At 42.3% G+C, this 25,859-nt stretch carries 23 protein-coding genes; 7 read left to right on the top strand and 16 right to left on the bottom strand.

Translation table 11 applies throughout. The features are described from left to right. Positions 1 to 5: 5 nt before the first annotated feature. From FHS10_RS07955 to dgt, 3 genes are read left to right on the top strand one after another with little or no spacing between them, the layout of a single operon-like run. A complete protein-coding gene (locus tag FHS10_RS07955) occupies positions 6 to 938 on the top strand; it encodes an AAA family ATPase (RefSeq protein ID WP_259089171.1) in 933 nt (310 codons plus the stop codon). Continuing rightward, positions 931 to 1,869: a DUF4435 domain-containing protein gene (locus FHS10_RS07950; protein ID WP_259089170.1), complete on the top strand. Its 939-nt coding sequence runs from the start codon at positions 931 to 933 to the stop codon at positions 1,867 to 1,869. The genes FHS10_RS07955 and FHS10_RS07950 overlap by 8 nt, the downstream gene beginning before the upstream one ends. Then, entirely contained in the window at positions 1,866 to 3,236 is a 1,371-nt protein-coding gene (gene dgt / locus FHS10_RS07945; RefSeq protein ID WP_259089169.1) for a dGTP triphosphohydrolase, read from the top strand. Before FHS10_RS07950 ends, dgt begins: the two co-directional genes overlap by 4 nt. 234 nt (positions 3,237 to 3,470) lie before the next feature. On the opposite strand, the gene FHS10_RS07940 is transcribed toward dgt, so the two are convergent. From FHS10_RS07940 to FHS10_RS07880, 13 genes are all read right to left on the bottom strand, one after another. Then, a complete protein-coding gene (locus tag FHS10_RS07940; protein WP_259089168.1) occupies positions 3,471 to 3,614 on the bottom strand; it encodes a hypothetical protein in 144 nt (47 codons plus the stop codon). A 135-nt stretch (positions 3,615 to 3,749) separates the two neighbouring features. Then, positions 3,750 to 4,274: a hypothetical protein gene (locus FHS10_RS07935; protein ID WP_259089167.1), complete on the bottom strand. Its 525-nt coding sequence runs from the start codon at positions 4,272 to 4,274 to the stop codon at positions 3,750 to 3,752. Next, positions 4,271 to 4,738 carry a hypothetical protein gene (locus FHS10_RS07930; protein WP_259089166.1) on the bottom strand — a complete coding sequence of 156 codons (468 nt, stop codon included), beginning with the start codon at positions 4,736 to 4,738 and terminating at the stop codon, positions 4,271 to 4,273. The genes FHS10_RS07935 and FHS10_RS07930 overlap by 4 nt, the downstream gene beginning before the upstream one ends. An 81-nt stretch (positions 4,739 to 4,819) precedes the next feature. Further along, positions 4,820 to 5,908, bottom strand: coding sequence for an AAA family ATPase (locus FHS10_RS07925; RefSeq protein WP_259089165.1), 1,089 nt, complete (start codon positions 5,906 to 5,908; stop codon positions 4,820 to 4,822). Between the two features lie 329 nt (positions 5,909 to 6,237). Further along, positions 6,238 to 6,549 carry a DUF3784 domain-containing protein gene (locus FHS10_RS07920; RefSeq protein WP_259089164.1) on the bottom strand — a complete coding sequence of 104 codons (312 nt, stop codon included), beginning with the start codon at positions 6,547 to 6,549 and terminating at the stop codon, positions 6,238 to 6,240. A gap of 9 nt (positions 6,550 to 6,558) precedes the next feature. Then, positions 6,559 to 6,750 carry a hypothetical protein gene (locus FHS10_RS07915; protein ID WP_259089163.1) on the bottom strand — a complete coding sequence of 64 codons (192 nt, stop codon included), beginning with the start codon at positions 6,748 to 6,750 and terminating at the stop codon, positions 6,559 to 6,561. Positions 6,751 to 6,838: 88 nt separating this feature from the next. Further along, positions 6,839 to 9,010 (bottom strand): 1,4-alpha-glucan branching protein GlgB, encoded by a 2,172-nt coding sequence (gene glgB / locus FHS10_RS07910; protein WP_259089162.1) that lies wholly within the window; start codon positions 9,008 to 9,010, stop codon positions 6,839 to 6,841. Positions 9,011 to 9,231: 221 nt separating this feature from the next. After that, on the bottom strand, positions 9,232 to 11,706 hold the full coding sequence (locus tag FHS10_RS07905; RefSeq protein WP_259089161.1) for a glycoside hydrolase family 31 protein: 2,475 nt from the start codon (positions 11,704 to 11,706) through the stop codon (positions 9,232 to 9,234). Between the two features lie 112 nt (positions 11,707 to 11,818). Further along, positions 11,819 to 13,180: an MFS transporter gene (locus FHS10_RS07900; protein ID WP_259089160.1), complete on the bottom strand. Its 1,362-nt coding sequence runs from the start codon at positions 13,178 to 13,180 to the stop codon at positions 11,819 to 11,821. A 158-nt stretch (positions 13,181 to 13,338) separates the two neighbouring features. Further along, positions 13,339 to 15,060, bottom strand: coding sequence for an alpha-amylase family glycosyl hydrolase (locus FHS10_RS07895; protein ID WP_259089159.1), 1,722 nt, complete (start codon positions 15,058 to 15,060; stop codon positions 13,339 to 13,341). A 92-nt stretch (positions 15,061 to 15,152) separates the two neighbouring features. After that, on the bottom strand, positions 15,153 to 17,462 hold the full coding sequence (locus tag FHS10_RS07890; RefSeq protein WP_259089158.1) for a glycoside hydrolase family 65 protein: 2,310 nt from the start codon (positions 17,460 to 17,462) through the stop codon (positions 15,153 to 15,155). 97 nt (positions 17,463 to 17,559) lie between these two features. Beyond that, positions 17,560 to 18,207 carry a beta-phosphoglucomutase gene (gene pgmB / locus FHS10_RS07885; protein WP_259089157.1) on the bottom strand — a complete coding sequence of 216 codons (648 nt, stop codon included), beginning with the start codon at positions 18,205 to 18,207 and terminating at the stop codon, positions 17,560 to 17,562. A 44-nt stretch (positions 18,208 to 18,251) separates the two neighbouring features. Continuing rightward, positions 18,252 to 20,114 (bottom strand): glycoside hydrolase family 13 protein, encoded by a 1,863-nt coding sequence (locus tag FHS10_RS07880; protein WP_259089156.1) that lies wholly within the window; start codon positions 20,112 to 20,114, stop codon positions 18,252 to 18,254. A gap of 180 nt (positions 20,115 to 20,294) precedes the next feature. Here FHS10_RS07880 and FHS10_RS07875 point away from each other — a divergent pair, with 180 nt between their 5' ends. Beyond that, positions 20,295 to 20,654: a hypothetical protein gene (locus FHS10_RS07875; RefSeq protein ID WP_259089155.1), complete on the top strand. Its 360-nt coding sequence runs from the start codon at positions 20,295 to 20,297 to the stop codon at positions 20,652 to 20,654. A gap of 231 nt (positions 20,655 to 20,885) precedes the next feature. After that, positions 20,886 to 21,416, top strand: coding sequence for a ferritin (locus FHS10_RS07870; protein WP_259089154.1), 531 nt, complete (start codon positions 20,886 to 20,888; stop codon positions 21,414 to 21,416). 137 nt (positions 21,417 to 21,553) lie between these two features. On the opposite strand, the gene FHS10_RS07865 is transcribed toward FHS10_RS07870, so the two are convergent. Continuing rightward, positions 21,554 to 21,814, bottom strand: a complete 261-nt coding sequence (locus FHS10_RS07865) for a (2Fe-2S) ferredoxin domain-containing protein (protein ID WP_259089153.1) — start codon at positions 21,812 to 21,814, stop codon at positions 21,554 to 21,556. A 112-nt stretch (positions 21,815 to 21,926) separates the two neighbouring features. Next, the gene (locus tag FHS10_RS07860; RefSeq protein ID WP_259089152.1) at positions 21,927 to 23,075 is read right to left on the bottom strand and encodes a DUF3095 family protein; all 1,149 of its coding nucleotides are present in this window, start codon (positions 23,073 to 23,075) and stop codon (positions 21,927 to 21,929) included. A gap of 168 nt (positions 23,076 to 23,243) precedes the next feature. On the opposite strand from FHS10_RS07860, the gene FHS10_RS07855 reads away from it, so the two are divergent. Further along, positions 23,244 to 23,600 carry a VOC family protein gene (locus tag FHS10_RS07855; protein WP_259089151.1) on the top strand — a complete coding sequence of 119 codons (357 nt, stop codon included), beginning with the start codon at positions 23,244 to 23,246 and terminating at the stop codon, positions 23,598 to 23,600. Positions 23,601 to 23,731: 131 nt separating this feature from the next. Here FHS10_RS07855 and FHS10_RS07850 read toward each other — a convergent pair whose 3' ends face one another. Next, the gene (locus FHS10_RS07850) at positions 23,732 to 24,325 is read right to left on the bottom strand and encodes a DUF6624 domain-containing protein (protein ID WP_259089150.1); all 594 of its coding nucleotides are present in this window, start codon (positions 24,323 to 24,325) and stop codon (positions 23,732 to 23,734) included. Between the two features lie 174 nt (positions 24,326 to 24,499). On the opposite strand from FHS10_RS07850, the gene FHS10_RS07845 reads away from it, so the two are divergent. Further along, the gene (locus FHS10_RS07845; protein ID WP_259089149.1) at positions 24,500 to 25,843 is read left to right on the top strand and encodes an MBL fold metallo-hydrolase; all 1,344 of its coding nucleotides are present in this window, start codon (positions 24,500 to 24,502) and stop codon (positions 25,841 to 25,843) included. The last annotated feature ends 16 nt before the right edge of the window (positions 25,844 to 25,859 follow it).

Here is a 25,859-nt window from a genome sequence, read left to right as displayed (position 1 = left end):
AAGCAATGCAAGAAGAATTAATTAAGCGCTTTCAAATTGTTGGTCTTAAGAACTATAGAAATGCTAATATTATATTTAAAAGACCTTACAAAATATTAGTGGGTGAGAACGGATTGGGTAAAACAACTATTCTCGATGTTTTCTATTATTTATTGACAAAAAAGTGGGGATCTCTTGATGAAATCGTATTCGATTTCATCGAATTAGAATTGCACGATAATCTAATAGAATTTTCTCAAAGCGAATTGAATATTTATGTAAGCTATTTGGAAAAATCCGATAGATATTTTGATGAAAATGTCTTAGCAAAGTTCGATAGAATCAATAAAATATTAGAAATATTTCAAAATCGAATTATTTATCTTCCAATTTTCCGAAATCTTTATCAGCAGTTATACCATCTTTTAGATAACCGTTATAAAGGGGACATGTATGATCTTATAAATCGCAGGAATTTATTTGATAAAGAAAAACGTGAGATTTTTAAAGAGACTGTCATGGATTTTCAAATGAATGACATTCAAACTAATTTTTTAGAATATAATGATACTCATCAACTAAATCAATTTAAGGACACATGTAATAAATACCTCGAAGAGACTGAGTTTGTTTTATCTCAAGCAAAAGGGCTTGAGATAATAAATCTCAACAATCAAGAAAAAGTTGATTTACAATATCTTTCATCTGGTGAAAAACAGATTATAAACATATTTTCTAAATTTTTCTTCTGTCACCGAAAAGATTTGATATTTCTCATAGATGAACCTGAACTTTCGCTATCGCTAAACTGGCAAAGAAATTTACTTCCTGACGTTATAAACTCTGGAAATTGCGCTTTTCTATTTGCCATTACACATTCCCCATTTATTTTCAATAACCAGTTAAAGGAATATGCTGAAGGTTTAGATCTCTACATAAGTAAGCAAAAGAATGATTGAAAGTTTAATTGATAATATGATCGCTGCAATAGACGACCCTGTTGTCGCCTTTACCGATTTCATATTGGCACATAAAAAAAAGCCCGATGCAGTTTTTTGTTTTTTTGAAGGCATTGACGATTTAAGATATTATAAACCAAGAATATTTAAAATCATTCCTCCTAACAATTTTCGTGAATTCAATTGTGGCGGTAAAGATAAAGTCAAAGAAGCTTATGCACTTATTAAAGGTAACGAAGTATATTCATTGTGTAGGACCGGTTTTTTTATAGACAAGGACTATGAAAAGGCATTTAATAACAAAGATTTTTATGAAACCAATTGCTATAGTATAGAAAACTTTTATTTGTCTAACTCCTGTATCGAGGAGATTTTAATTGACTGTTTTAAAATTCAGCGAGAATCACCGGATTTAATTCGTTGTTTGACATTATTTAGTGAATTATTGGAAGAATTTCACAAAAGAACACTTCCCCTTAATGCATGGTTAGCTTGTTATTCCGACTTAAGGGTTTCTGGAAAAGTAAACAGAAGATTAAAAATAGACTCGACGATAAATAGAAGTTTAGACAATACCGTTTTAGGTGATATGTCTGGAATAAATGAAATAAGAAATATTAATACTCATGATGAAATAGAACGATTATTCTCTTGTCAAGGAGTATGTCACAGATTTTATTTTTTAAGGAAAATAATATATTTTAAGAATATCAGCCAAAGAGATTTTTTTAGAGGTAAATTCCAGTTAAAGTTTCTAGAAAGTTTTTTTAAAAAGCTTCAAATAAAAATAGGGTCGTTAAATAATGACCTACTTTCGAAAGACTATCCCAGCAGTATAATATTTGAATATTCTAATTTGACTATTTTATTTAATAGTCACGCTGCTACTCCAGATGAGTTAATGGAATACATTTTCATGATAAAAGAATGATGAATCTAAACAAACTATATTCCACAAAAAGACCTGGAAAAACGAATAATGGTCTAGGTGTTAGATCGGAATTTCAAAGAGATTTTGACAGGTTGATATTTTCATCACCATTCAGACGGCTGCAAAACAAAACACAAGTGTTTCCTTTACCAGGAAGTGTGTTTGTTCATAATCGGTTGACTCATTCATTAGAAGTATCTTCAGTTGGAAGATCTTTGGGCAAAATAGCCGGTGCTCATATAGCCGAAATCCATAAATCAGATTTAGAAGGCGACTCAATTGAATTTTACAAGTATCATTTAGCAGAAGTAATTGCGGCAGGTTGTTTAGCCCACGATATTGGCAATCCAGCATTTGGACATTCCGGAGAAAAAGCAATTTCAAATTTTTTTGAAAACGGTGGTGTTGACAAGAACTTATTCAAAAACGAAGAATGGAAGGACCTGACAAATTTCGAAGGAAATGCAAACGCGTTTAGAATTTTAACTAATCAATTTGAAGGGCGACTACCGGGAGGATATAGGATTACTTACGCTACCTTAGCAACTATATTAAAGTACCCTTGCGAGTCAACAGCTGTAAATAGTTCATTTAAACATTTGAAAAAATATGGTTTTTTTCAGAGCGAGAAATCACTATTCCTAGAGATTGCTGAAGATTTACAAATGATAAGGGAGCAGGTCTCCCCCTTATGCTATGGCAGGCATCCTTTTGTTTATTTACTAGAAGCTGCTGATGATATCTGTTACCGAATTATTGATTTTGAAGACGCCCACCGGCTAAGGATATTGAGTGATAATGATATCAAAGAAGCGTTTCTTAATTTAATCGCCGACGTCGGAAGAACTGATGACAATATGGATGATATAAAAAAAACATTTACCTCAATTGGTGATAATAATGAAAAAATTGGATATTTAAGAAGTAGAGCAATAAATACTTTAACGCTTCAAGCATCAGAGATATTTATCAACAACCTTCCATTAATATTGCAAGGCAAATTTAATAACACCCTTATTGATCATATTCAAGACAGCTGTACTGCACTTAAAAATATTGAAACTATTTCTAAGGAAAAACTCTACAATCATAATACCGTTGTAGAGCTTGAACTTGCTGGCTATAATGTGATGTACGATCTTTTAGAAGCGATGATTCCAGGTTCGCTAAAGCCAGAAAGTAAAAGAAATCATCTAGAAAAAAAAGCATTGAAACTAGTCCCATCTCAATTTGGTGATTTTTCGGATAGTAAAACTCCTTATATAAAGGCCCTCAACGTATTAGACTATGTGTCGGGAATGACGGATTTGTACGCGACTGAATTATATAGGAAGGTAAAAGGAATAGAAATAGGCAAGCATCATTGATCTTCTGCTGGCGCACGCGTGTCGCTTGCACCCCGCGTTTAAGTCGCAATCATTTTGTAAATATGATAACAATAAAAAAATCCCAATACTTTACGCTCTTTAAAGCAATTCGGCTTGTACGGAGGGGCAGCACGCGTGCACCAGCGCAAAATAAATACGGAGTTTTCCTTTATGCACTAGGTTAACCCCTACCCGCCCTTCTCCAAAGGAATCGCACATTTCCCTGCTCTTTTATTATTCCCCAATTTCCGCAATAGGGATAGGCGCGGATACCGGCCGGGCGAGGGCATGGGGATTGGCCGTGGCTAATGCCTTGTGCAGTATGAGCAAATAGCCCGGACCGCAGGTATTGCCATTAAACTCCGGGTTCGGCGGCATTGGTAGTAGCTTCAGCCCTGATCTTTTTCACCACCCGGTGTACTGCCGAAAAATGCAGTCCCAGCTGGCGCAAGTGTTTTTTGGCTGCGTGTGGGTTAGCTCAATGTAGGCCATACCAATGATCAACGTGTCGGTTTAATCCAACACGTCAAGACTATGCTTTACAAATGCCCTTTCTTTTTCCCGTAAACTTTTGCTTGTTCTTATCTCATAGCCTTTTTCCATTTCATGAAGTTTAAACCAATCAATAGCCGGAATGGTGTTGCCCGAATGGATCTCCAGGCGTATCATCAAACTATCATTCGGCTTTTTCCTGTGCTTAAGCAAATTGGTTACCGTAGTTCTATGAATATCAACATCTTTCGCAAATTCTACTTGCTTTCTTTTTGCAGCCTTGATATATTGCCCCAGAAAAAAACCAAAATTCTTTTCCGGCTGAAACTGATCTGTGTTAATATATTCCTCTAACTGAACACGCAGTTTTCTCAATTGAAATAATTGTTGTTCGTCCTTCCCAAGCGCATCCCTACGTACTTTCCTAAAGCCGGCCAGTTCTAAATCTGCCTCATTTTTCTCTGTAGCGGTAAGGGCGACGGGAGGCACCATTGCATCTACAATTTCGTCATCGGTGAGCGGTGTATCTATCAATTTCTTTTTCATAACAAATATCTTTCTATCAGGTCCATTAGCGGGTTATCTTCAAGATACAATTGACGCCCGCCATCAATCATTTGGTATTTATCAATATATTTTTGTTTCAGGTTTGTTTTAGGCAGTAGTGAGATACATGGATTTTTTTCGTACAAACCTAACGCCTCACGTGCGGCGAAAGCAAGTAAACAACCGGCGATCCTGTCATACTGCTTACCCTTCCCTACATTTTCCTTTGAACTGGTCAACAACTTAATTTCGGTTCTTTCTTCGGCCGGATGATCAATCAACGCCATTAGGCCAAGAATATCATCGGCACCTTTAATTACCAACTTAAAAAGACGACAACTTTCCATAAGTGGTTTCCAGTTAAAAAAATATCTTGTTTTATTAACCCTTTTTAAATCACTGCCAGAAACAGGCAGCACTTCTACTGCCTTTCGTTCGCCACTTTCCTGGTTAATGATATACATGCTTAATCTAATTTACAAAAAGTTTACTAAAACAGCAAACTTTTTAATATAACTTACCGCTGCTGCCCACGCGCAATGCAGTTAATTTCCGGCTTCCACCTTGTCAACCATAGCTTCGGCCCTGATCTTTTTCACCGCCCGGTGTACTGCCGAAAAATGCAGCCCCAGCTCGACCGCCATTTTACGTAACGACATCCCCTCGCTATACAACTGGCGAATTTGCCGGATGTTCACCTCATCGCGGGCATTTTGGTGGCGCAGGTGCTCGTATTCGGCGGCGTAGCCTTCAAATTTGTAGCTTAAAAGGGTATAATCATGTTCGGCACGGATGAGTACCACATTGTCTTCGCCGTATTGTTCCTGCTGGGTGCGCTGCTTAATTTGTTTGAGGTAACGTAAATTGGCATCAAGGCGGCTTTGGCCAATGGCAAAGGCGCTATCGGCAAAGTTCATGAGCATTTTACTGCCCTGCAAATCGTTTACGGTAAGGGGCTTGCCGGTATCGCGCTTGGGGGTATGGGCCAGCACCAGCACGCTCAGCTTGTATTTAATTTTGAGCGCTTTGAGCATTTTCATAAGTGGCTGGGCATCGCTGGCCTTTTCGGTACCGCGGCGCATGTAGGTAATGTTATCAATAATGAGCACCCGGGCCTTGGTGGTTGTAACGGCGGTGATGATGCATTCTTCTACATATTTTTCGTAGCTGGCGTACAGCACCGGGTCGTCGCCTTCGGGGTTAAACTCGGCCCGGTAAAACAGGTCGCTAAACAGGTGGCTGCCCCATTGCGGGTGGCGGTAGCGGGCTTCAAACTGTTTGGCATTAAGCTCAAAATCGATATAAAGCGTAGGCAGCGGCTCATCGCATTTGTTGTAAAACGGCTCTACCGTGTTACAGGTGGTAAGGTTGGCGGCAATTTGTACAGCCAGGATTGATTTGCCCAGGTTGGTATCGGCAAACAGGATGCACAGCTCATGCTCGAACCAAAAGCTGCCAAACAGCATGCGGGCGCGGGGGTTGCTGTACTCCTGTTTCATCCAGTCGTTAGCCCGCCGGGTGGTGAACAGGCTGATGCCGATAAAATTTCTGCTAAACTGCCCGGCCTTGATCTTACGGTCGGTAAAGGCAGCGGTTTCCCGCCTGATAGATTCAATGTAAGGGTGACGTTCCATAAAGTGTTGGGGATTTACACGCTAATTTACGGAGCAAAAAAACAAGAAGTGGTGACAGTGTTTTGTCAGTACATCGTTTAGTATCAAGTAGTAAGTATCAAGTAGTAAGTATCAAGTAGTAAGATTTTTTTTGGGGGAGCTGCGAGGTATCGGATAGCAAAAAAAATCAGCGCAATCAACGAAATCAGAAAAAAATCAACGGTCGCTTGTTTCGGCTTTCAAAATGCCGCAATAGAGAACACCTTGATTATTAATAAGATAATGATTTACCACTTACACACCTGTTGCGCAACGCAACACTTTTGGATGGCGCTGTGGCGGTAAGTGCCCTACCTTTTCATAAACCGCTTTTTGCCCACACCTGCGGCAATGGTGGTACCTAAAATACCTGCCACAAAATAGATAAGGCAATAGTTTAATTGGGTGGGGAAACAGGTCATGAGGATGCCTGTTGATAGGGCGATGGCGGCATTGATGAGCATGAGCCCGCCTACGTAGTTGCAAAGGCCGTTTACATCGGCAACCATATCTTCATTAAAGCCCGAGATGAGGCTCGATTTTTTTTGGTACCTGATCTTATACCCCAACAAAAGCAGCATAAGAGCAATAACGCCGAAAACAATGAGGTTGAAAAAGTTCATGGGGTAAATTTACATCAACTCGCTGTCTTTACGCTCGTGGTAAGTTTTATAGGCTAAAAAATACAGGAACAGTGCCGGTAAGGCATTCAGGAGAATGTTTTTGGCGTCAACGTCGGGAAAAGTGACTACAACCTGGATAATGAGCCCAAGTAAAGCAAGGGTTCCCCCGATGATGAAAAGGTTGCGAAATTTAGGGTTCATAGGCAGGGTTTATCTATATAAACTGTTTAACCACTCTTTTAACGTAAAGTATCAAAAAAGGGTTAAACAGTTTATAGATATTTTAATATTATCGCTTTAACTCATATTTGGCCGGTGCATCTGGTATTTTTTTGAATACTACAGCAGCCAACGGCGGTATGGTTATGTTGATAGAATTTGCTTTCCCGTGCCATTTCTGGGCATCAGTTTTTACGGCATCGTAGTTAATGATACCGCTGCCCCACAGGTTTTTGGCATCGGAGTTAAAAATCTCTTTCCACGCGCCGGCTGCGGGTACGCCAATACGGTAGTTGTAGCGCGGTACAGGGGTCATGTTCAGGATAATCACCAGGTCGTCCTTACTATTATGCCCCATACGGCCGTAAACAAGTATCGAATCATTGGCGTTACCGCCATCTATCCATTCAAAACCGGTAAAGTCAAAGGCTTTTTCGTATAGTGCAGGTTCATCGCGGTACAGGTGGTTCAGGGCCTTTACCGTTTCTGACATACCCTGGTGATTGGCGTACTCCAGCACATGCCATTGTAACGATTTGCTGTAATCCCACTCATCGCCCTGCCCAAATTCGGCCCCCTGGAACAATAGTTTGGTGCCGGGATGGGTAAACATATAGCTATACATGAGGCGCAGGTTGGCAAATTGCTGCCACTCATCGCCCGGCATTTTGCGCAGCATGCTGCCCTTGCCGTAAACTACCTCATCGTGCGAGAAAGGCAGCATAAAGTTTTCGGTAAAGGCGTATATGGTGCTAAAAGTGATCTCGTTATGGTGATATTTACGGTGGATAGGGTCTTCATGAAAATAATCGATGGTATCGTGCATCCAGCCCATCATCCATTTCATACCAAAACCTAAGCCCCCCAAATACACCGGACGACTAACACCTGTAAATGATGTAGATTCTTCGGCAATGGTTTGAGCTGATGGGAAGTGGCTGTATACGGCCTCGTTAAACTCTTTAAGGAAGGATATGGCCTCCAGGTTTTCGTTACCGCCATAAATGTTTGGCTCCCACTCGCCATGCTTGCGCGAGTAATCAAGGTAAAGCATGGATGCCACGGCATCTACGCGTAAACCATCGGCATGGTACCTATCCAGCCAAAACAGGGCATTACTGATCAGGAAAGCCCTAACCTCGTTACGGCCATAGTTAAATATGTATGATTTCCAATCGGGATGGAAGCCTTTGCGCATATCCTCATGCTCGTAAAGGTGTGTGCCATCAAATTTATACAAGGCATGAATATCGCCCGGGAAATGTGATGGTACCCAGTCAAGGATAACACCTATGCCTGCTTTGTGAAACTCCTCTATCAGATACATCAGCTCCTGTGGCGAACCATAGCGTGAGGCCGCGGCAAAGTAGCCCGAGATCTGGTACCCCCAGCTTGGGTAGTACGGGTGTTCCATAATAGGCATAAACTCTACGTGGGTAAAGCCCATTTCCTTTACGTAAGGCACCATCTTATGGGCCAGCTGGGTATAGGTTAAAAACTCATCGGGGCTTTCTAAACTGCGTGCCCATGAGCCTAAATGCACCTCGTAAACGCTGTAGGGTTTATCAAGGGCGTTATGCTCGTGGCGGTTGGTCATCCAGTCGGCATCACGCCATTCGTAAAAAGTATCGGCAACTATAGATGCTGTGCTTGGTGGTACTTCCCAGCGCAAAGCAAAGGGATCGGCCTTTTCAAGGTCTTCCCCGGTTGATGATTTGATGTAATATTTATAGGTTTCGCCTACACCTATGTTGGGTATAAAGCCTTCCCAGATGCCTGATGAATCCCAACGGGCATTCAAGCTATGTGAGCCACGGTTCCAACCGTTAAAATTGGCTATAACGGCTACATACCGGGCGTTTGGTGCCCAAACCGCAAAATAGGTACCCACCACGCCATTATACTCCACCACATGCGAACCAAACTTTTCATAAAGCTTAAAATGCTTACCGGATTTGAACAGGCTGATATCAAAATCGGTAAAACGGCTGTATGGTTCAACGGCTTTTAATACCAGTGCCGGTGCAGCAACAACAGGTTCGGCAGTTTTTGTTTTAACGACTTTGGGCTTAGGCGTTGCCACCTTTTTTTCGGCAGGGGCAGCTTTTGCTTTCACGGCTTTTTTGGCAGGAGCAGCGGCTTTCGGTTCAGCGTTCTCAGTTTTGGCCTTTGGGGCTTTTTTTTCTTTTACAGGCTTTGTTTCCGGTATCGGTGTGTCGGTTATTGTAGTTTTTTTGGCCATGATATAGATAACCTGTTGGGGCTTGTAAAGAATAACCCAAATAACAGGATTGAGTTTTGGTTTATACAATCAAATATAACAGGATTTACTTGAATAGAGTCAAGAAACGAGAATCAAGAGTTAAGACTTTTTATAAAAGCGCTTTTACAACTGTTTTGTAAGATGCAGGGTTGATTATTTTAATAAAAAAAGCCGCCCTTTTGGGGGCGGCTTGCATTTTGTTATTTTGTAATCTCTATCTGCACAAACTTCTTACTGTACTTAAACTCCATGGTACCATCGGTATTGGTGGTAAAATCGCTTACCGTTTTACCGTCGACCGTTATTTTAGCTGGCTTAAATGGCAGGCCAATAATATTAAAGTGATAGCCTTCATAACGTGGGGTATACAAACCTTCCATACTTTGGCCTATGGTTAAATTTCTTGAGCTGCCGTTTACTACAAATTTTTTCTCCAGGTAAATATCCTGCTCGTAGGCGAAGGTTTCGCCGTAATCTTCAAACAGGAAGGAGTTTACTTCGTAATCGGTAAAGTAAATGTTCAGTTTTACTTCCTCTATCTCTTTTTGGCCTACGTACTGCATCACCGGGTACTCTGGTATTACCGATCCTGCCTTAACAAACAAAGGCATGGTATCTAAAGGCGTATCAACTGTTACCTCTTTACCACCTTCTGATACTTCAAAAGTCCAGAAGTTGAACCATTTGCCTTTTGGCAGGTATACGTTACGTTTGGTTTGACCCGGCTCCATAACCGGGCAAACCAGTATTTTATCGCCATAAGTAAACTCATCCTGGCGGAAATGGTTCAGCAACACATCCTGCTCGTGCATTACCACCGGCCTTAAAATAGGGAAACCGTAACGGTGATGCTCCCAAAAGGTAGAGTATAAGTACGGGATTAAACGGTAACGTAATTCAATAAATTTACGGTTGATGGCTGTAAAGGGCTCACCAAAACTCCATGGTTCGCGCTCCTTGGTATCACCTGCAGAGTGCGCGCGCATAAACGGCGAGAAGGTACCTAACTGGATCCAACGGGTAAACAATTCACCATCAGGCTCGCCGCTAAAACCGCCAATATCTGTACCACAAAACGGAATACCAGATACCGATAAACGCTGGCATTGGATATTCCCTAATTTTAAGTGTTCCCATGAGGCTACGTTATCACCCGTCCAAACCGATGAGTAACGTTGTACGCCCGAGTAACCCGCCCTGGTAATAGTAAAAGGGCGTTTATTTTTCATGATCTTACGCAAGCCTTCGTAAGTTGAGCGTACCATTTGCATACCGTAAACGTTATGCGCCTTACGGTGCGAGCCACGGTGACCATCATATTGGTGACGAACATCATCCGGGAAAGTACCGGCACCAAATACGGCAGGTTCGTTCATATCATTCCAAACACCGGCAACGCCCATCTCCACTAATTCGTCAAACAAACCTCCCCACCACTCGCGTACCTCGGGATTGGTAAAATCGGGAAACTGGCAACGGCCCGGCCATACGTGGCCTTCCATAAAGTAATCATCGCTTCGGCGGCAAAAATATCTTTTCTCTTTACCCTCTTTAAACACCCAATAGTTGTCATCAACACGGATACCCGGATCAATAATTACCACAGTTTTAAAGCCATCGGCAGCCAGTTCACTGATCATTTTCTTTGGATCGGGAAAATACTTGCGGTTCCAGGTAAAGCAGCGGTAACCATCCATATAATCGATATCCAGGTAGATACCATCGCATGGGATTTGATTGTCGCGGAAACCACGGGCTATCTTACGCACTTTAGCTTCGGGATAATAACTCCAGCGGCACTGGTGGTAACCAAGCGCCCAAAGCGGCGGCATTGGGTGCGTACCGGTTAAAATGTGGTAGTTTTTTACCACATCCATCATATGCGGACCGTGGATATAATAGTATTGCAGCTCGCCGCCATCAGCCCAAAAACTGGTTTTGGTTTTATCTTCGGCACCAAAGTCAAACTGCGCTTTAAATGTATTATCAAAGAAAATACCGTGTGCTATGCCCTCATTTACACTGATGTAAAAAGGAATGCTACGATATAACGGGTCCTGGTTCCAGGCAAAAGAATAGGCATCTGTGTTCCAGTTTTTTAAACGCTTGCCCCGCAGGTTAAGCTCGGTTGGTTTATCACCCAGGCCAAAAAAACTTTCATCTGGTGCCGACGTTTTTGTACAAAACACATAGTAGCCACCAAACTGAACGTTCTCTTCCCAGTGCATCGGTACCGCATCGGTACTGGTAACATGGTTATTACTGTCAGAAAAAGATATAAAGAAATCCTTTTTACGGATATGGCAATTTATCGATTTAGTTGCAACGCGAAACTCATCGTCATTTTCATATAAAGTAAACTCCGCAGCTTTTTGCTCCAGTTTAGGAACAGCGTATGAAAACTCCTCTAAAAAAACGCCATGCGGCGCAAGCCTTACGCGAATAATATCGTCAGTAACAACTACCACTTCAACCTTGGCATCGCCATCGGTAAAGTAGAATTTATTGCCCAATTGATCGGCGTGATTGGGGATTCCGAGGTATTTTTTGATGATGGGTTTTATACCATCTGCAGGATTATTAAGGTGATGGAACTCTTCTTCCTCTTCCAATAAATTTTCTACTTCTACTATCTTACTGGTTATCAGCTCTGGATTTGGCGTATTACTTTCCATTCAAATTATTTATCGGTGTTTTTGCAAATATGTATAATGTGTACTTACTACGCAATATACAACATTTGAATTAACGAAAAATCATTAACTGTGCCAGTTTTTGATTTTTTCTTCAATCAACAACCTCTATTATTTGAATTTTTTTACCATCCTGTACAAAAAGTACGGATAAGGCAGCAAGGAACATGAAGGTGCCCCCCATTACCAAACCATAAATTGATTCGCTATTAAACAAATGTTTAATAATAAGGCTACTGAACAGGCTGCTTACTATCTGCGGAAAAGTAATAAAGAAATTAAATAGCCCCATATACACCCCGATTTTTTTAGCAGGTATCGAGCTTGATAAAATGGCATAAGGCATGGCTAAAATACTACCCCAGGCAAGGCCAATACCCACCATTGAAAAGTATAGCAAGTTATGGTTTTGAATAAAAAATATTGAAATTAAACCAACGCCCCCCATGGCTAATGAAAAAGCATGTGTTCTTTTGCGGTTTATTTTTCTAACTATCCATGGTAACGACAATGCGTATAATGCAGAGACGCCATTGTAAACACCAAATATTTTGCCCACAAAATCACTTGCATTATTATAAGCCTGGGACGTAGTATCTCCCGAAGGCAGATGAAATACATGAGTAGCTATCGCTGGGGTTGTCCACACCCACATAGAAAATAGCGCAAACCACGAAAAAAACTGCACTAAGCCTAACTGCTTCATGGTTTTGGGCATATTCACAAGATCATTTATAAACTCCATAATGCCGCTTCGCTTCACTGTTTCTACATCTGGTTCATGAAATTTGGCATATTCTTCGGGCGGGTATTCTTTTGTTTTCACAACCGTCCATAAAATACACCCTATCAATATAAGCCCCCCGGCGTAAAATGAATACAGCAAGTTATTGGGCACAATGCCTGGTGCAGCCGTAGATTTTATACCCAACCATTCATGTAAAACCGATGGTAACACCGATCCTGCAATTGCCCCGACGCCTATTAAACAAGTTTGCATGGAGAAGCCGGCTGTGTGCTGGCTATCGGGCAGGTTATCAGCTACTAACGCCCTGAAGGGTTCCATCGCCACGTTAAATGAGGCATCCATCAGCATCAGCATACCTGCACCCACAATGATTGGCGGGATCAAAAATGCCAGCCCCGATGAATTTGGTAAAAAACAAAGCGCCAGACCAGACAGTAATGCCCCCGTTAAAAAGTACGGACGGCGGCGACCTAAACGGTTCCAGGTTCTATCGCTATAGTGACCAATTATTGGCTGAATGATCATGCCCGTTAAAGGCGCGGCTAACCAAAATAATGATAAATTGCCTACATCTGCACCAAAAGTTTGCAGTATACGACTGGCGTAACCCGTTTGCAAGGCAAAGCCAAACTGGATGCCTAAAAAGCCAAAGCTCATGTTCCAGATTTGCCAGAAGCTTAATCTTGGTTTTTGTAATACTTTATTCATTGTTGGTTTATTGGTCAATAATCATTGGTCATCCGGTTCTTTCCTATATGTCATTGCGAGCGAAGCGTGGCAATCTCGTGCTCTACAGAGCGAATCTGCATAGTTCGCGATTGCTTCGTTCCTCGCAATGACATAGTTTTATATGCGGCTGACAACTTTTAAAACTCCAGCATCAATCCACTACTTGCTCTAACGGTTACTTCAACGCCCTTTTTTATATCATTGGTGTTGTAGTTAATGCCGCTCAACAGGTCTTTAAATTGCTTGCTGCCGTTTAAATTTAATTTATGTAACAGGTCATCCGGCAGCTTTACGCTTATTGTGCGGGCATCCCGGTTAAAATTGGTTATTACTAATATACGCTGATTGTTGGTATAACGCAGGTATATATACATTTTTGTGTCAAAACCCGGCTGATGCTCATTGGCCATCATCAACTCATAAAATTCGCCGGCTTTTATAGCCTCACTGTGGTTAACGGCGTTCAACAAACTACTGTAGAAGCCTCGCAGCTTTTTCTGATCGTCAGATAACCTGCCGCCATCATAAGCACCGCCGTTAATCCATTTCTGATGCTCGGGCACACCCCAGTAATCAAATATGGAGGTACGGCCATCATTCCCGCTAAAGCCTTCGCTGCCTGCTCCCGGCTCGCCAACCTCCTGGCCAAAGTAAATCATTACAGGGCCGGTGTTTAGCGTGGCGGTAATAATCATACCCGGCACGGCCAGCCACGGGTTGCCTGCAAAATCGGGCGATGCTATGCGTTGCTCATCATGATTTTCCATAAAGCGCAGCATATGCTCGTCTATGCCTTTACTATCGTGGTTCCAAACAGCGTTGATGCCCCAGGTATTGGTATGGTAATCATTACGGGTAAGGTTGCGTACGGTATCGTATAAACCTACTTTATCATACAGGTAATCAAAATGGCCTTTAAAAATATAATCGTTGTATTTGCCTTTATCATAAGCTTCGCCTATGAATACAATGCCCGGGTGTTCGGCTTTCATTTTAGGGATTACCCAGCCCCAAAATTCAATAGGCACCATTTCCACCATATCACAACGGAAACCGTCGACACCTTTGGCAGTCCAATATTTTAAAATATCGTAAACCTTGTTCCAAAGTGGTGGAATCGGGTCGAAGTGGCTGCAACGATGATCCATATAATCAACACCATAGTTCAATTTCATGGTTTCAAACCAATCATTAATTGATGGCGAGGCGCTAAAAACATCGTTACCGGTTGCTTTGGCCGGGGTTTCGTCAAACTTACCATCCTTTAGCGGGCTTTTAAATTCATCGCCACCGGGATTATACCCACCAGGAACCGTAAATGGCTGGCCGGGCATGTAGTAAAAATCATTGGTGGCGCTAAAGGCTTTTGAATGATCGTCATCCTGTCCAAAATCGCGCACGCCGGCCGGCTTTACATCAGACGCGTAAGTGCGGGCTACGTGGTTGGGTACCAGGTCCATCAAAACTTTAAGACCATTGCTATGGGTACGCTTAATGAGTTCCTCGTACTCTCCTATCCGGTTTTTAACATCAACAGCCAGATCGGGATCAATATCATAATAATCTTTGATGGCGTAAGGCGAGCCTGCACGACCTTTTACGATATCCGGATCATCAGCTTTAATACCCTGAGCTGAGTAATCGGTCATGGTAGCGTGTTCAATTACACCGGTATACCAAACGTAGGTAAAGCCCATCTTTTTAATTTCATGCAGGGCTTTATCGTTGATATCGTTCAACTTGCCAACACCGTTCTCTTCAATGGAGCCATTGGTTTTATTTACATTTTTTGTATTACCAAAAAGGCGCGGCAATAACTGGTATATAATTAATTTATGATCTGGTGTGCTTTGTTCCATGTTATTTTTTTTGTGATGTTTTATCTGCGCGAACGAAATTAACGGTAATAAACCCACCGCAACAAAACAGACAAAAACTTTACCTCTTTTCATTATGCCTCAACCAATAATTCGTCATTGGCTTTCACCAGTTGGTCTTTACCGTAAACGGAAACCGTTGCTCCCACATCCGATAGATTTTTGAGCTGCACACCATCCTTGCTTACTTTGATATTCAACAACGCGCCGCGGAAACCGATATGGAATGAGAACGATGCCCATTTTTCGGGAATGAAAGGCTGAAATAACAGCTTGCCATCCCTTACCCGCATGCCGCCAAAACCTTCAACCACAGCCATCCAGGTGCCGGCCATTGAGGTGATGTGACAGCCATCTTCCGTATCGTTGTTGTAATCATCAAGATCGAGCCGGGCAGTACGCAGATAAAACTCATAAGCCCGGGCTTCATCGCCCAGCTTAGCGGCTAATATAGCGTGTACACATGGTGATAATGACGATTCATGCACGGTACGCGGCTCATAATAATCAAAATTTCTGCGGATGGTATCGATGTCAAAATCATCTTCAAAAAAGTAGATCCCTTGCAATACGTCGGCCTGTTTAATGTAGCATGAACGCAGGATCCTGTCCCAACTCCATTTTTGGTTCAGCGGGCGGTCTGTTGCGGGTAGATCTTTCACCAGGATCTGCTCTTTATCCAGGTAACCGTCCTGTTGTAAAAATATACCTTGCTTTTCATCGTGCCCCAGGTACATATTCCCCACAATGTGACCGAATCGGCTAAATTCGGCTGCTTCATCAAGGTTGATCTTAGCTGCAAGTGCGTTGTATTTGGTGCTATCAGCCGCTTTAACTTTTCCGGCAACTTCCATGGTATATTTCATACACCAAACGGCAAGCATACTGGTATACCAGTTATTATTTACGTTATTTTCGTACTCGTTTGGTCCGGTTACGCCCAGCATTACGTATTGCTGCTTGTCCTGCGACCAACTAACCCTTTGCGACCAGAACCTGGCTATCGCTATCAAAACTTCCAAACCATAATCGGCCAGGTAAGCTTCATCGGCAGTGTAGCGTACGTAATTAAAAATAGCGTAGGCGATTGCTCCGTTACGGTGAATCTCCTCAAAAGTGATCTCCCACTCGTTATGGCATTCGGTGCCATCCATAGTAACCATGGGGTACAATGCCGCTCCGTTTTTAAAACCGAGCGAGGCAGCGTTTTCAATGGCTTTACCCAATTGCTTGTAGCGATATAAAAGCAGGTTGCGGGTAACCTTTTGTGGCGCGGTTGAAAGATAAAAAGGCACGCAATAGGCCTCCGTATCCCAATAGGTACTGCCTCCGTATTTTTCGCCGGTAAAACCTTTGGGGCCAATGTTCAGGCGATCATCCTCGCCGGTATAAGTTTGGTTAAGCTGGAAAATATTAAAGCGAATAGCTTGTTGTGCCGATGCATCGCCTTCGATAATGATATCGTTATGTTTCCATTTTTCGGCCCAGGCCGCGGCTTGTTCGGCCAGCATAGTATCAAATCCTTTGACGCTAATGTGGTTAAGAGTTGCATCCAACTGTTTTACCAGGTCTTCCGGCTTGTGATTTTGCGAAGACAGGTTGGCTACATATTTTGTAACGCTTATACTTTGCCCTTGCTGCACCTGCAGGTTATTTTTGGTAGCAACATATTTTTCTTTAAGGATAGATTCTGTTTGGGGATGGATAACTTTTCCATCCTGCTCTATCACAAATTTCATCCCTGTTGCAACTTCAAAACCAGTCTTTTTGGTGCGCATTACCACGTAACCGCAATCGGCGTCATTGGCTTTGCTCACCTCATCCCAAAACTTCTCATCGTAGTTGGAATCCTTGTTCATTACATCGCCATCAATAGCCGGGGTAATGGTAATGTTACCGCTAAAATTTAAAGGTGTAATGGTATATTTTATAGCTGCGGTTTCGTCATCAACCATGCTGCAAAAGCGGATTGCTTCTACTTCAACTTCTTTACCTGAAGCTGTTTTGGCAGTAAAATTCCTTTTCAGGTAGCCTTCTTTCATATTCAGCTCTCTGCGGAAATTACTTACCGTGCATTTTGCCAGATCAAGCTGCTCGTCATCAAGTACAACATCAATGATTGTCCAGTTGGCAGCATTCAGTACTTTGGCAAAGTATTCGGGATAGCCGTTTTTCCACCAGCCTACGCGGGTTTTATCGGGATAGTAAACACCTGCAACATAGTTACCCAATAATGATTCGCCACTATAGGCTTCCTCAAAGTTGGCACGCTGCCCCATACGGCCGTTACCCAAACTAAATATGCTTTCAGATACCTGGTGATGATGCGAATCGAAGCCTTCTTCAACTATCTTCCACTCATCAACTTTAATATAATTTTTCATGTTAATCTCAAAAAACAGCCCCCTCTAAATCTCCCCCGATAGGGGAGACTTCCCCTTTCTTAAGCCCTCCCTACCGGGGAGGGTTTGGGTGGGGCTTTTATAATTTAAATAATTTATCTAACGTCATTTTATCCAGCCCGCTGATCACCAAATCGGCATCCAGCACGCCGGGCTGGCCAATGCCTACTACTTTCATGTTGCCTGCTTTGGCGGCTTCAACCCCTGCAATGGCATCTTCAAATACCACGCACTCTTCGGGTTCAACACTGAGGGCTTTGGCACCTTCTAAAAATACTTCGGGATCGGGTTTGGCTTTGCTTACCTTGTTACCATCAATAACCGCGTCAAACAAATTGGTGATGCCAATTTTGTTAAGGATGGTCATGGAGTTTTTACTTGCCGAGCCTAATGCTATTTTGATACCCGCCTTGCGGCAAACCTCAACAAATTCTTTTGCCCCGGGCAAAATCTCATCAGGCTGCATTTGGTTTACCATTTCCATATACCAGGTATTTTTTTGCGTGGCAAGGGCTTCCTGTTCTGCCTCCGTTTTGGTTACACCGCCCCAGCCCAGGATAAGCTGCAGCGAGCGCACCCGGCTTACGCCTTTCAATTGCTCATTTTGATGTTCGGTAAAATCGAACCCTAAACTGTTGGCCAACCTTTTCCAGGCTTTGTAGTGATAAACCGCTGTATCGACAATTACACCATCCAGATCGAATATACAGGCTTTAATATTGTTCATTTTAACGTTTTAGATGCGTGACTTATAGCTACTAAGATATAATTTTAATGTGTAATGGCCGGTAAAATCTCCATTACTAATGTTGCTTTACCCGGCAATGTTAAAGTACCCAGATCTACTGCCTCATCGGTGATCACATTCCTTGCTTTTTTGGCATCGCCAAGGCGTTCAAAATACCTGTCGGTTGTGGTAGTTTGCTCTTTTTCACTGCTATTAAAGATAATCATTACCGTTTTTTGAGCATCGTACCTAAAATACACGTAAATACCTTTTTCGGGTATATACTGCATCAGTTTACCGGTTTGCAGTGCAGTTGTGCCTTTACGGTAATTAGCCAGCTTGCTTACATAGTTAAAAGCTTCGTTTTCTTTTTTTGAACGCCCATCCGCGGTAAATTTATTATCCTTATCGCCTTTCCAACCACCAGGGAAGTCCTCGCGCACCAGGCCATCAGGATCACTGTAGTTTTTCATCAGGATCTCATCGCCATAATACAGCTGCGGCACGCCACGCATGGTTAACAGCATAGCCATTGCCGATTTGTATTTGGTAAAATCCTCCTTAACCATTGATAGCAAACGGCTCATATCATGATTATCCATAAATATGGTATTGCGGGTTGCATCCTGGTACAGAAAGTCCTGCGCCAATACAGAATACAGGCGACCAACGCCATCTGTCCAGCCATCATTACCATTAATGGCTTCATAAATGGCATCTTTTAAAACGCCATCGGTTACGCCGGGCAGATGTGTATCCATACCGCGGTTAACAGTGTTGCCTTGCGTAAAGAAGGCCTGGTTAGCTGCCGACCATACCAGTGTTTCCCCAAAAATAGAAAGCCTCGGAAACTCCGCTTTAACATCCTGTGCCCATTTGGCCATGTAGGCAGGATCATTATACGGGTAGGTATCTAAACGGAACCCGTCAATACCGGCGTACTCCACCCACCAGATGTGGTTTTGAGTCAAATAATTTTGTACGTAGCTGTTATTCTGGTTCATATCAGCCATGCGGTGATCAAACCAACCATCAGCCATCAGCTTACGATCCATAGGCGAAGCATGCGGGTCCATCACCGCCGCATCCCTGAAGTTTGATTTAGTGTACTTAGGCCATTGGTGTACCCAGCTTTTCATCGGCATATCTAAAATGGTATAGCCCTCGGTACCGGCATGGTTGTGCACTAAATCTTTAATAACCTTTAAGCCCAGGGCGTGGCATTTTTCGACAAACTTTTTATAAAGCTCGTTGGTACCGTAGCGCGGGTCTATTTTATAATAATCAGTAACAGCGTAGCCATGGTATGATGCATGAGGCTCGTCGTTCTCAATTTCGGGGGTTAGCCAAATGGCGGTTACGCCCAAACTTTTCAGGTAATCAAGATGATTCATGATGCCTTGCAGGTCGCCTCCATGGCGGCTATACATCGAGTCGCGATGGATACCTTTTTCGCGCAGGTTATCAAAAGAGTCGTTACTTTCATCTCCATTACTAAAGCGATCTGGCATAATCAAATAGATCACATCCTTGCTGGTTACCCCTTGTATTCTGCCAGCAGATTTATCGCGTTTATTGAGTGCATATTGGTAAACCAGGTCCTTTTGACCAGCCCTGGTAAATTTTATCGGGAACGTTCCCGGTAAGGCTGATGAAAAAATTTGCAGATCGAGGAATAAATAATTGGAGTTTTCGACTTTATGTACTGCTTTTAGCTTTACACCCGGGTAGTTAAGCACCACATTACGACCTGCAATGTTGTCACCATGTACTATAAGCTGCAGGTTTGGATTACTCATCCCTACCCACCAGGACATTGGCTCAACACGCTCTAAAGCAGGCATTTGCGCATACACGCTTATAGCCAGCACAAAACTGCATAAGGTTAATAGTGAATTTTTTTTCATGTTAAACTGGTTAATTGGCCGCGGCCGGGAACGATACCGTAATCCGCGTTTCAAATTTATAATAAAAATGATTTGTTGTATTAAATTTTAAATATTTCTTGATGGGAAAAATATATCCCTCAAAAATTCTTTATCTTTATTTGGAATAAATATAAATAAACACAATCTTTGTAACATTATATGATCACTACGCTAACCCAAACAACTCCATGGACCGATGTTTTTAAAACAACAAAGGGCGCCGTTTACCAATGCGACGAAGAGCGTTGCTGGTATGTTGATTTTGCAGGTAAGGTTGCCAAATTTGATTATCGTTGTTTATTAAAGCTTCGTAAATCTGTTTATCATATAGATATTGAGCATGCCCTGCTTAATACCACTAAAGATCCTGATGTTGAAATTATCTTCATCTGCGCCTGCGACCATTGCTACGTTTTAACCCTGTTACAAATCATTGCCCTTAAAGAATTACTGGAAGGTACATTTGTAATGCTGGAGCTTAACCATATCTTAAACGAAAGTTTAGTCATTAGTCAGTAGCAATTGGTCATTACGCTGCGCTGTCAATTGCGGCGCGTCATTAGGTCATTGTTAAATTCGCGAGGCTTAACTTTTATAATGACTTAATGCCCCAATGCCTTAGTGACCTCCTTCCTTATTATTTAGACCAAGTTCATATTGCGTTTATTTTAAGCAAAATAGATTTATAGCACTATAATTGTATATTATTTCTGCAATAAGTTTATATTAACTATTCAATTTAATCCGATCATGAAAGACTTACTTCGCATAAAAAGCCTGATCTCTACAGAGATCGAATCGCTTTTAAATCAGCAAATTAAAAAAGAAGCTTACTCTTCTTCGATATATTTATCAATGGCATCATGGTGTAACCGTAATGGTTATGATTTTTCGTCTGACTATTTTTTTAAACAAGCCGAAGAGGAAAGAACACACCAGTTAAAATTTTTTAAATACGTACTTGATATGGGCGGCAATTCTGTATCGCCAGAAGTTACCGGCATTAAACAGGAGTACAACTCATTCCGCGAAGTTTTTGAAGAGGCTTTAGACCAGGAGATCAGCGTTACCAACTCTATCAAAAACATTTATGCCCGCTGCATGAAAGAGCAGGATTTTGTGACTATGGAGTTTTTAAACTGGTTTCTGAAAGAACAACGTGAAGAAGAATACAAAGCCCGCCGCGCCCTTGAATTGTTTGAGGTTATTGGCGAAGAAGGCACCGGCCGCTGGCAGATTGACAAACACGTTGGTGAAATAAAATATAATAGCGAGGCGTAGGGCCTCACCCTGCCCTCTCCAAAGGAGAGAGTTCTAAAAAAAAGTCGTTTTGCCAGTGGCAAAACGACTTTTCTTATTGTAATTCTTAAATATGCAAATCAAAGTCCTCTCCTTTGGAGAGGATTTAGGTGAGGCTCTCACTCTATCAAATCCATCAGCTTCAACACATCCTTGGCATGATACTCCTTCAGCCAGGTATTGCCGGGCTGGATACTGCATATCGGGGCATATTTACAACGATCTGTGCATTCAGTTTCTATCACTTCCATTTCGGTATTGCCATGATAGTGTTTAATGTATGATTTGGCAAGCTTGTACATGTCCTTACCGCCGCGTTTGCCGCATTTACTGCCGGTGCATACATACAATACCTTTTCGGGAATGGTGAACTTACTCATGGCTCGTATTGATTTAATGTTACTACAAAGTTAAACCAATAATATTAGATGCAGTGTTGGTGATTTGTTTGACCTGCCAATTTTTACCTGCCGGCGATAAAGCAAAAACGAATTACCGGGCCAGTTTTTGTTTGATAAAGCCCGCCGCTTTGGTATAGCCACCCTCGGCACCGTCAACAAAATGGATGTGATCGTCTTCCAGATCGCGCACATAGCATGACATTACCGACTCGCTGCTCACGTGGAAGCCGTAATAGATTTGCCCGGCATCTTCCATTTTGCTCAAAACCTCTTGCAGCTCTTTCCGTTGATTAGGTGTGCCTGTTATCACGGTATTAATTTTACCATCAATAACCAACGTGTCAGACATTTCTACCAGCTTATCCAAATACTTTTTACCTTTTTTGGTACGCAAATAAACATACGTGATCAGCATGGTGCCCCAGTGCTTAAGTATTTCAACTATCTTACTGTTGCTGATGCGGGTGCGCATTTTCTTTTCCAGTTGGTTAAAGGTTGTTTTTAGCTTAAGCTTAGGTACCGATATAGGCTGCCGTTCTTCGGTATTGCCGTAAATCCTATCAATATGGCAAATTACATCTCTGAAAACCTCAGGTTGTTCCTGCTCATGCAAAGCAACAACCAACAAGGTAAGTACCTCTTCGTAATCTTCGGGAGGTGGTATTTTATCCCAGCGGCATTGCATGCCGCCTAGGTCAAGCTCAGAAGTCTGTGATTGATAGCTGGTTAGACTATCATTTCCTTTGATCTCCCTTTCGGCATAACTTAAGCCATTTCCTAAAACTATGGGGATGGCAAAATTTCCCGAACTGCAAAACTTACTGATGCGAAGTTTGTAGCCCGCATCATAAATTTGCTTAACTGGGATAGTGCCTGTGCGTAATTCCAACTCAAAGGCTCTCAGCGTATTATCTTTATGCAGAGCCAGCGCCTGCATCACGTTTTGTAAAATAGATGGCGGTACCATAAAGGTTGCGCCATCACCCCCAAAAAAGAAAGGCACGGCTATATCGGCCTTAAATGCAATGTTAAGCGCCGAAACAATACTGCCCGTAGCCACCAGGTTAACATTTTCGTGTTTACCATCCATCACCGCTGTGGTGGAGCCTTTTATATCGGTGATAATCACGTGCCAGTTTTCGGGCACATTGTAAAACAACTTATCGTTAATAAAAAGATCACCGAGGGGAATTTCGTTCACGGGCAACCCTGCGTAAAACTGGTCGTTATTTGCTGACATTGGTTATGTAAGTGGTAAACAGTAATTGGGTCTAACGGTTTTGCCGATTACACTTTACTTACGCAAACAAGATAAAAAGGAATTTAATCAATGTGTAAAAAATGTATAAAGATCATACAACCTAACCGTAAATTTATCGCAACTAATTATAACAACTGAGTAAACAATATGAAAGCAATTGAAATTATCTCTATCCCGGTAACAAACCAGCAGGTGGCCAAAGATTTTTACATTAAACTTGGCTTTGCAGTTTTGGTAGAGTCCCCATTTGGTCCCGATGGTGCACAATGGATCCAGATGGCTTACCCTGGTTCGCCGGTATCCATCACACTAGTAAATTGGTTCCCGGATATGAAGCCCGGCAGCATCCGCGGACTTGTAATTAAAACCGATGACCTTGATGCCGACATAAAAGACCTAACCGAAAAAGGTGTAGAATTAGCCGAAGTAGATAACACCCCTTGGGGCAAGTTTTTAAACATTAAAGACCCCGATGGCAACGTGGTGAGTTTGCACGGGAAATAATTTTCGATGTGCAAATATGCAGATTTCAGATGTGCAGATAAATTTTGAATTACTTTGTATGAACCAACATTTTTAGGATTAAAGGATTACCACGATTGTTAACTTTCAATCCTGGTAATCCTTCCAAATCCTTAAACCGTGTTAAAACTTTTAACATAAACGGCCAGTGGCCCTAATCCCATCTGTTTGCGCAGTTTATCAACCGATTTGGGAAACTTGAGTGGAAATGGTGCTGCTTTCTTTGTCTTTGGGTCGAGTTTTATTTGGGTGCCATAAATTTGTTTTTGGTGCTTGTTTACCAGCACCCTATCGGTAAGTAACGCGTAGTTTGATCTATCGGCGTTGTTTTTATCTACCTCCTTTTTCAACAGAACCAGTATCCGTTCCTGGAAAGCTATGTCATCGTCGCAATGCTGTACAATAGCCCAAAAATCGTTGCTGGTATCGCCTACCCTATTGTACCCGGGGTATCCGTATTTATTGATGATAGCTTTGGCCTTCACCTCGTTAATACTATCAGCCCTAAGCCAATTGCTGTTGATAGTTTCCTCATCAAAGGCTGACTTTTTTTGCTGAAACTTGTTATACTCTTTGCGCCACCGCTGATCGTCCTTAAACATCGAATCAATTCTTTGGATCAATGATGTATCCAACTTTGCTTTTTGCGCAAAAGAACTGGCGGTCAAGCACGCCAAAATGAAAGTAATAACTACAGATGTTTTCATAACTTTAACAATCAACTAAATATATAGTTATTAATTATAAATACAAAACCTGCTAACGCTTCAAAATGTTTCCACTTTAAAACATTTCCGCCTTACAACTCCCCGCAAACTTTACAACCTTACAACATTCCAATCTTACAACATCCGCTACAAACTCCTATCTTTGCGGCCGATATGATTATCCAGCAATTTTATGATAAAGGATTAGCGCATGCTTCATATGCGGTGATCCGTACAGGTAAAATGATCGTTATTGATCCGGCGCGCGATCCGCAGCCTTACTATGATTTCGCGGCAATGCATACGGCCGACGTGGTTGGCGTGATTGAAACCCACCCCCATGCCGATTTTGTAAGTTCGCACCTGGAAATCCATGAAACCACCGGCGCGGTGATCTATTGCAGTAAACTTACCGGTGCCACCTACCCACATGAAACTTTTGACGACGGCGACGTAATCCAGCTGAATGACATTAAGCTTAAAGCCATCAATACCCCCGGCCACTCGCCCGATTCTATTTGTATTTTACTGGTAGATGAAGAGGGCAAAGAGGTTGCTGTTTTCACCGGCGATACTTTGTTTGTAGGCGATGTGGGCAGGCCCGACCTGCGCGAAAACGTTGGCAACATCACCGCCAAAAAAGAAGAATTGGCCAAACAAATGTACCTGAGCACCCGCCATAAGATCATGACCCTGCCCCGTAACGTTATTGTTTACCCGGCCCACGGCCCCGGTTCATTATGCGGCAAAAATATGAGTCCCGATTTGCAGAGTACCATAGGGCGCGAATTGTTGGAAAACTATGCTTTACAGCTCATGGATGAATTTACATTTATCAAAACGCTTACCAGCGACCAGCCTTTTGTACCAAACTATTTTGGTTACGATGTAGAGCTCAACAAAAGCGGCGCGCCTGCTATGCAGCGAAATGTAGATAAGGTACCGATGATTGATGCTGATATTCAGTTACAGGACGATATTACGGTTATCGATAGTCGCCCAAAGCCAATTTTCAGGGCCGGTCATTTAAAAGGCGCTATCAACCTGCAGGATGGTGAAAAATTTGAAACCTGGTTGGGATCTATCCTGCAGGCTGATGAAAAATTTTACCTGGTGGCCGATGATGAAGAGAGCCTTGACAAACTGCTGAAAAAAGCCGCTAAGATAGGCTACGAAAGCAACATACTTGCTACCCAGCTATCACCCAAAAACGCCTGCGAAATACTACCAGATCTTGATTTGGCCGCGTTTAAAGCCGATATTGATAAATATACGACCATAGATGTGCGAAACGAAAGCGAAGTAAGCGGAAGCAAAGCATTTGATGCAGCCATCAACATCCCATTACCCCAATTACGTGATCGCCTCAACGAAATACCAACCACAAAACCAATTGTAGTACACTGCGCGGCGGGTTATCGTTCGGCAGCGGCGGCCAGTATCATAGCGGGCTATATAACCGATGTGCCTGTTTATGACCTGGGTGAAGTAATCACCGAGTTTTTTGGTTCGCGCTAAGTAAGACTGCATAAAG

The organism is Mucilaginibacter dorajii (assembly GCF_024808255.1).
In the GTDB taxonomy this organism is placed as follows: Bacteria; Bacteroidota; Bacteroidia; order Sphingobacteriales; family Sphingobacteriaceae; genus Mucilaginibacter; species Mucilaginibacter dorajii.
The sequence above is the reverse complement of the archived record's forward strand: the minus strand, read 5'-3'. Positions and strand labels throughout refer to the sequence as shown.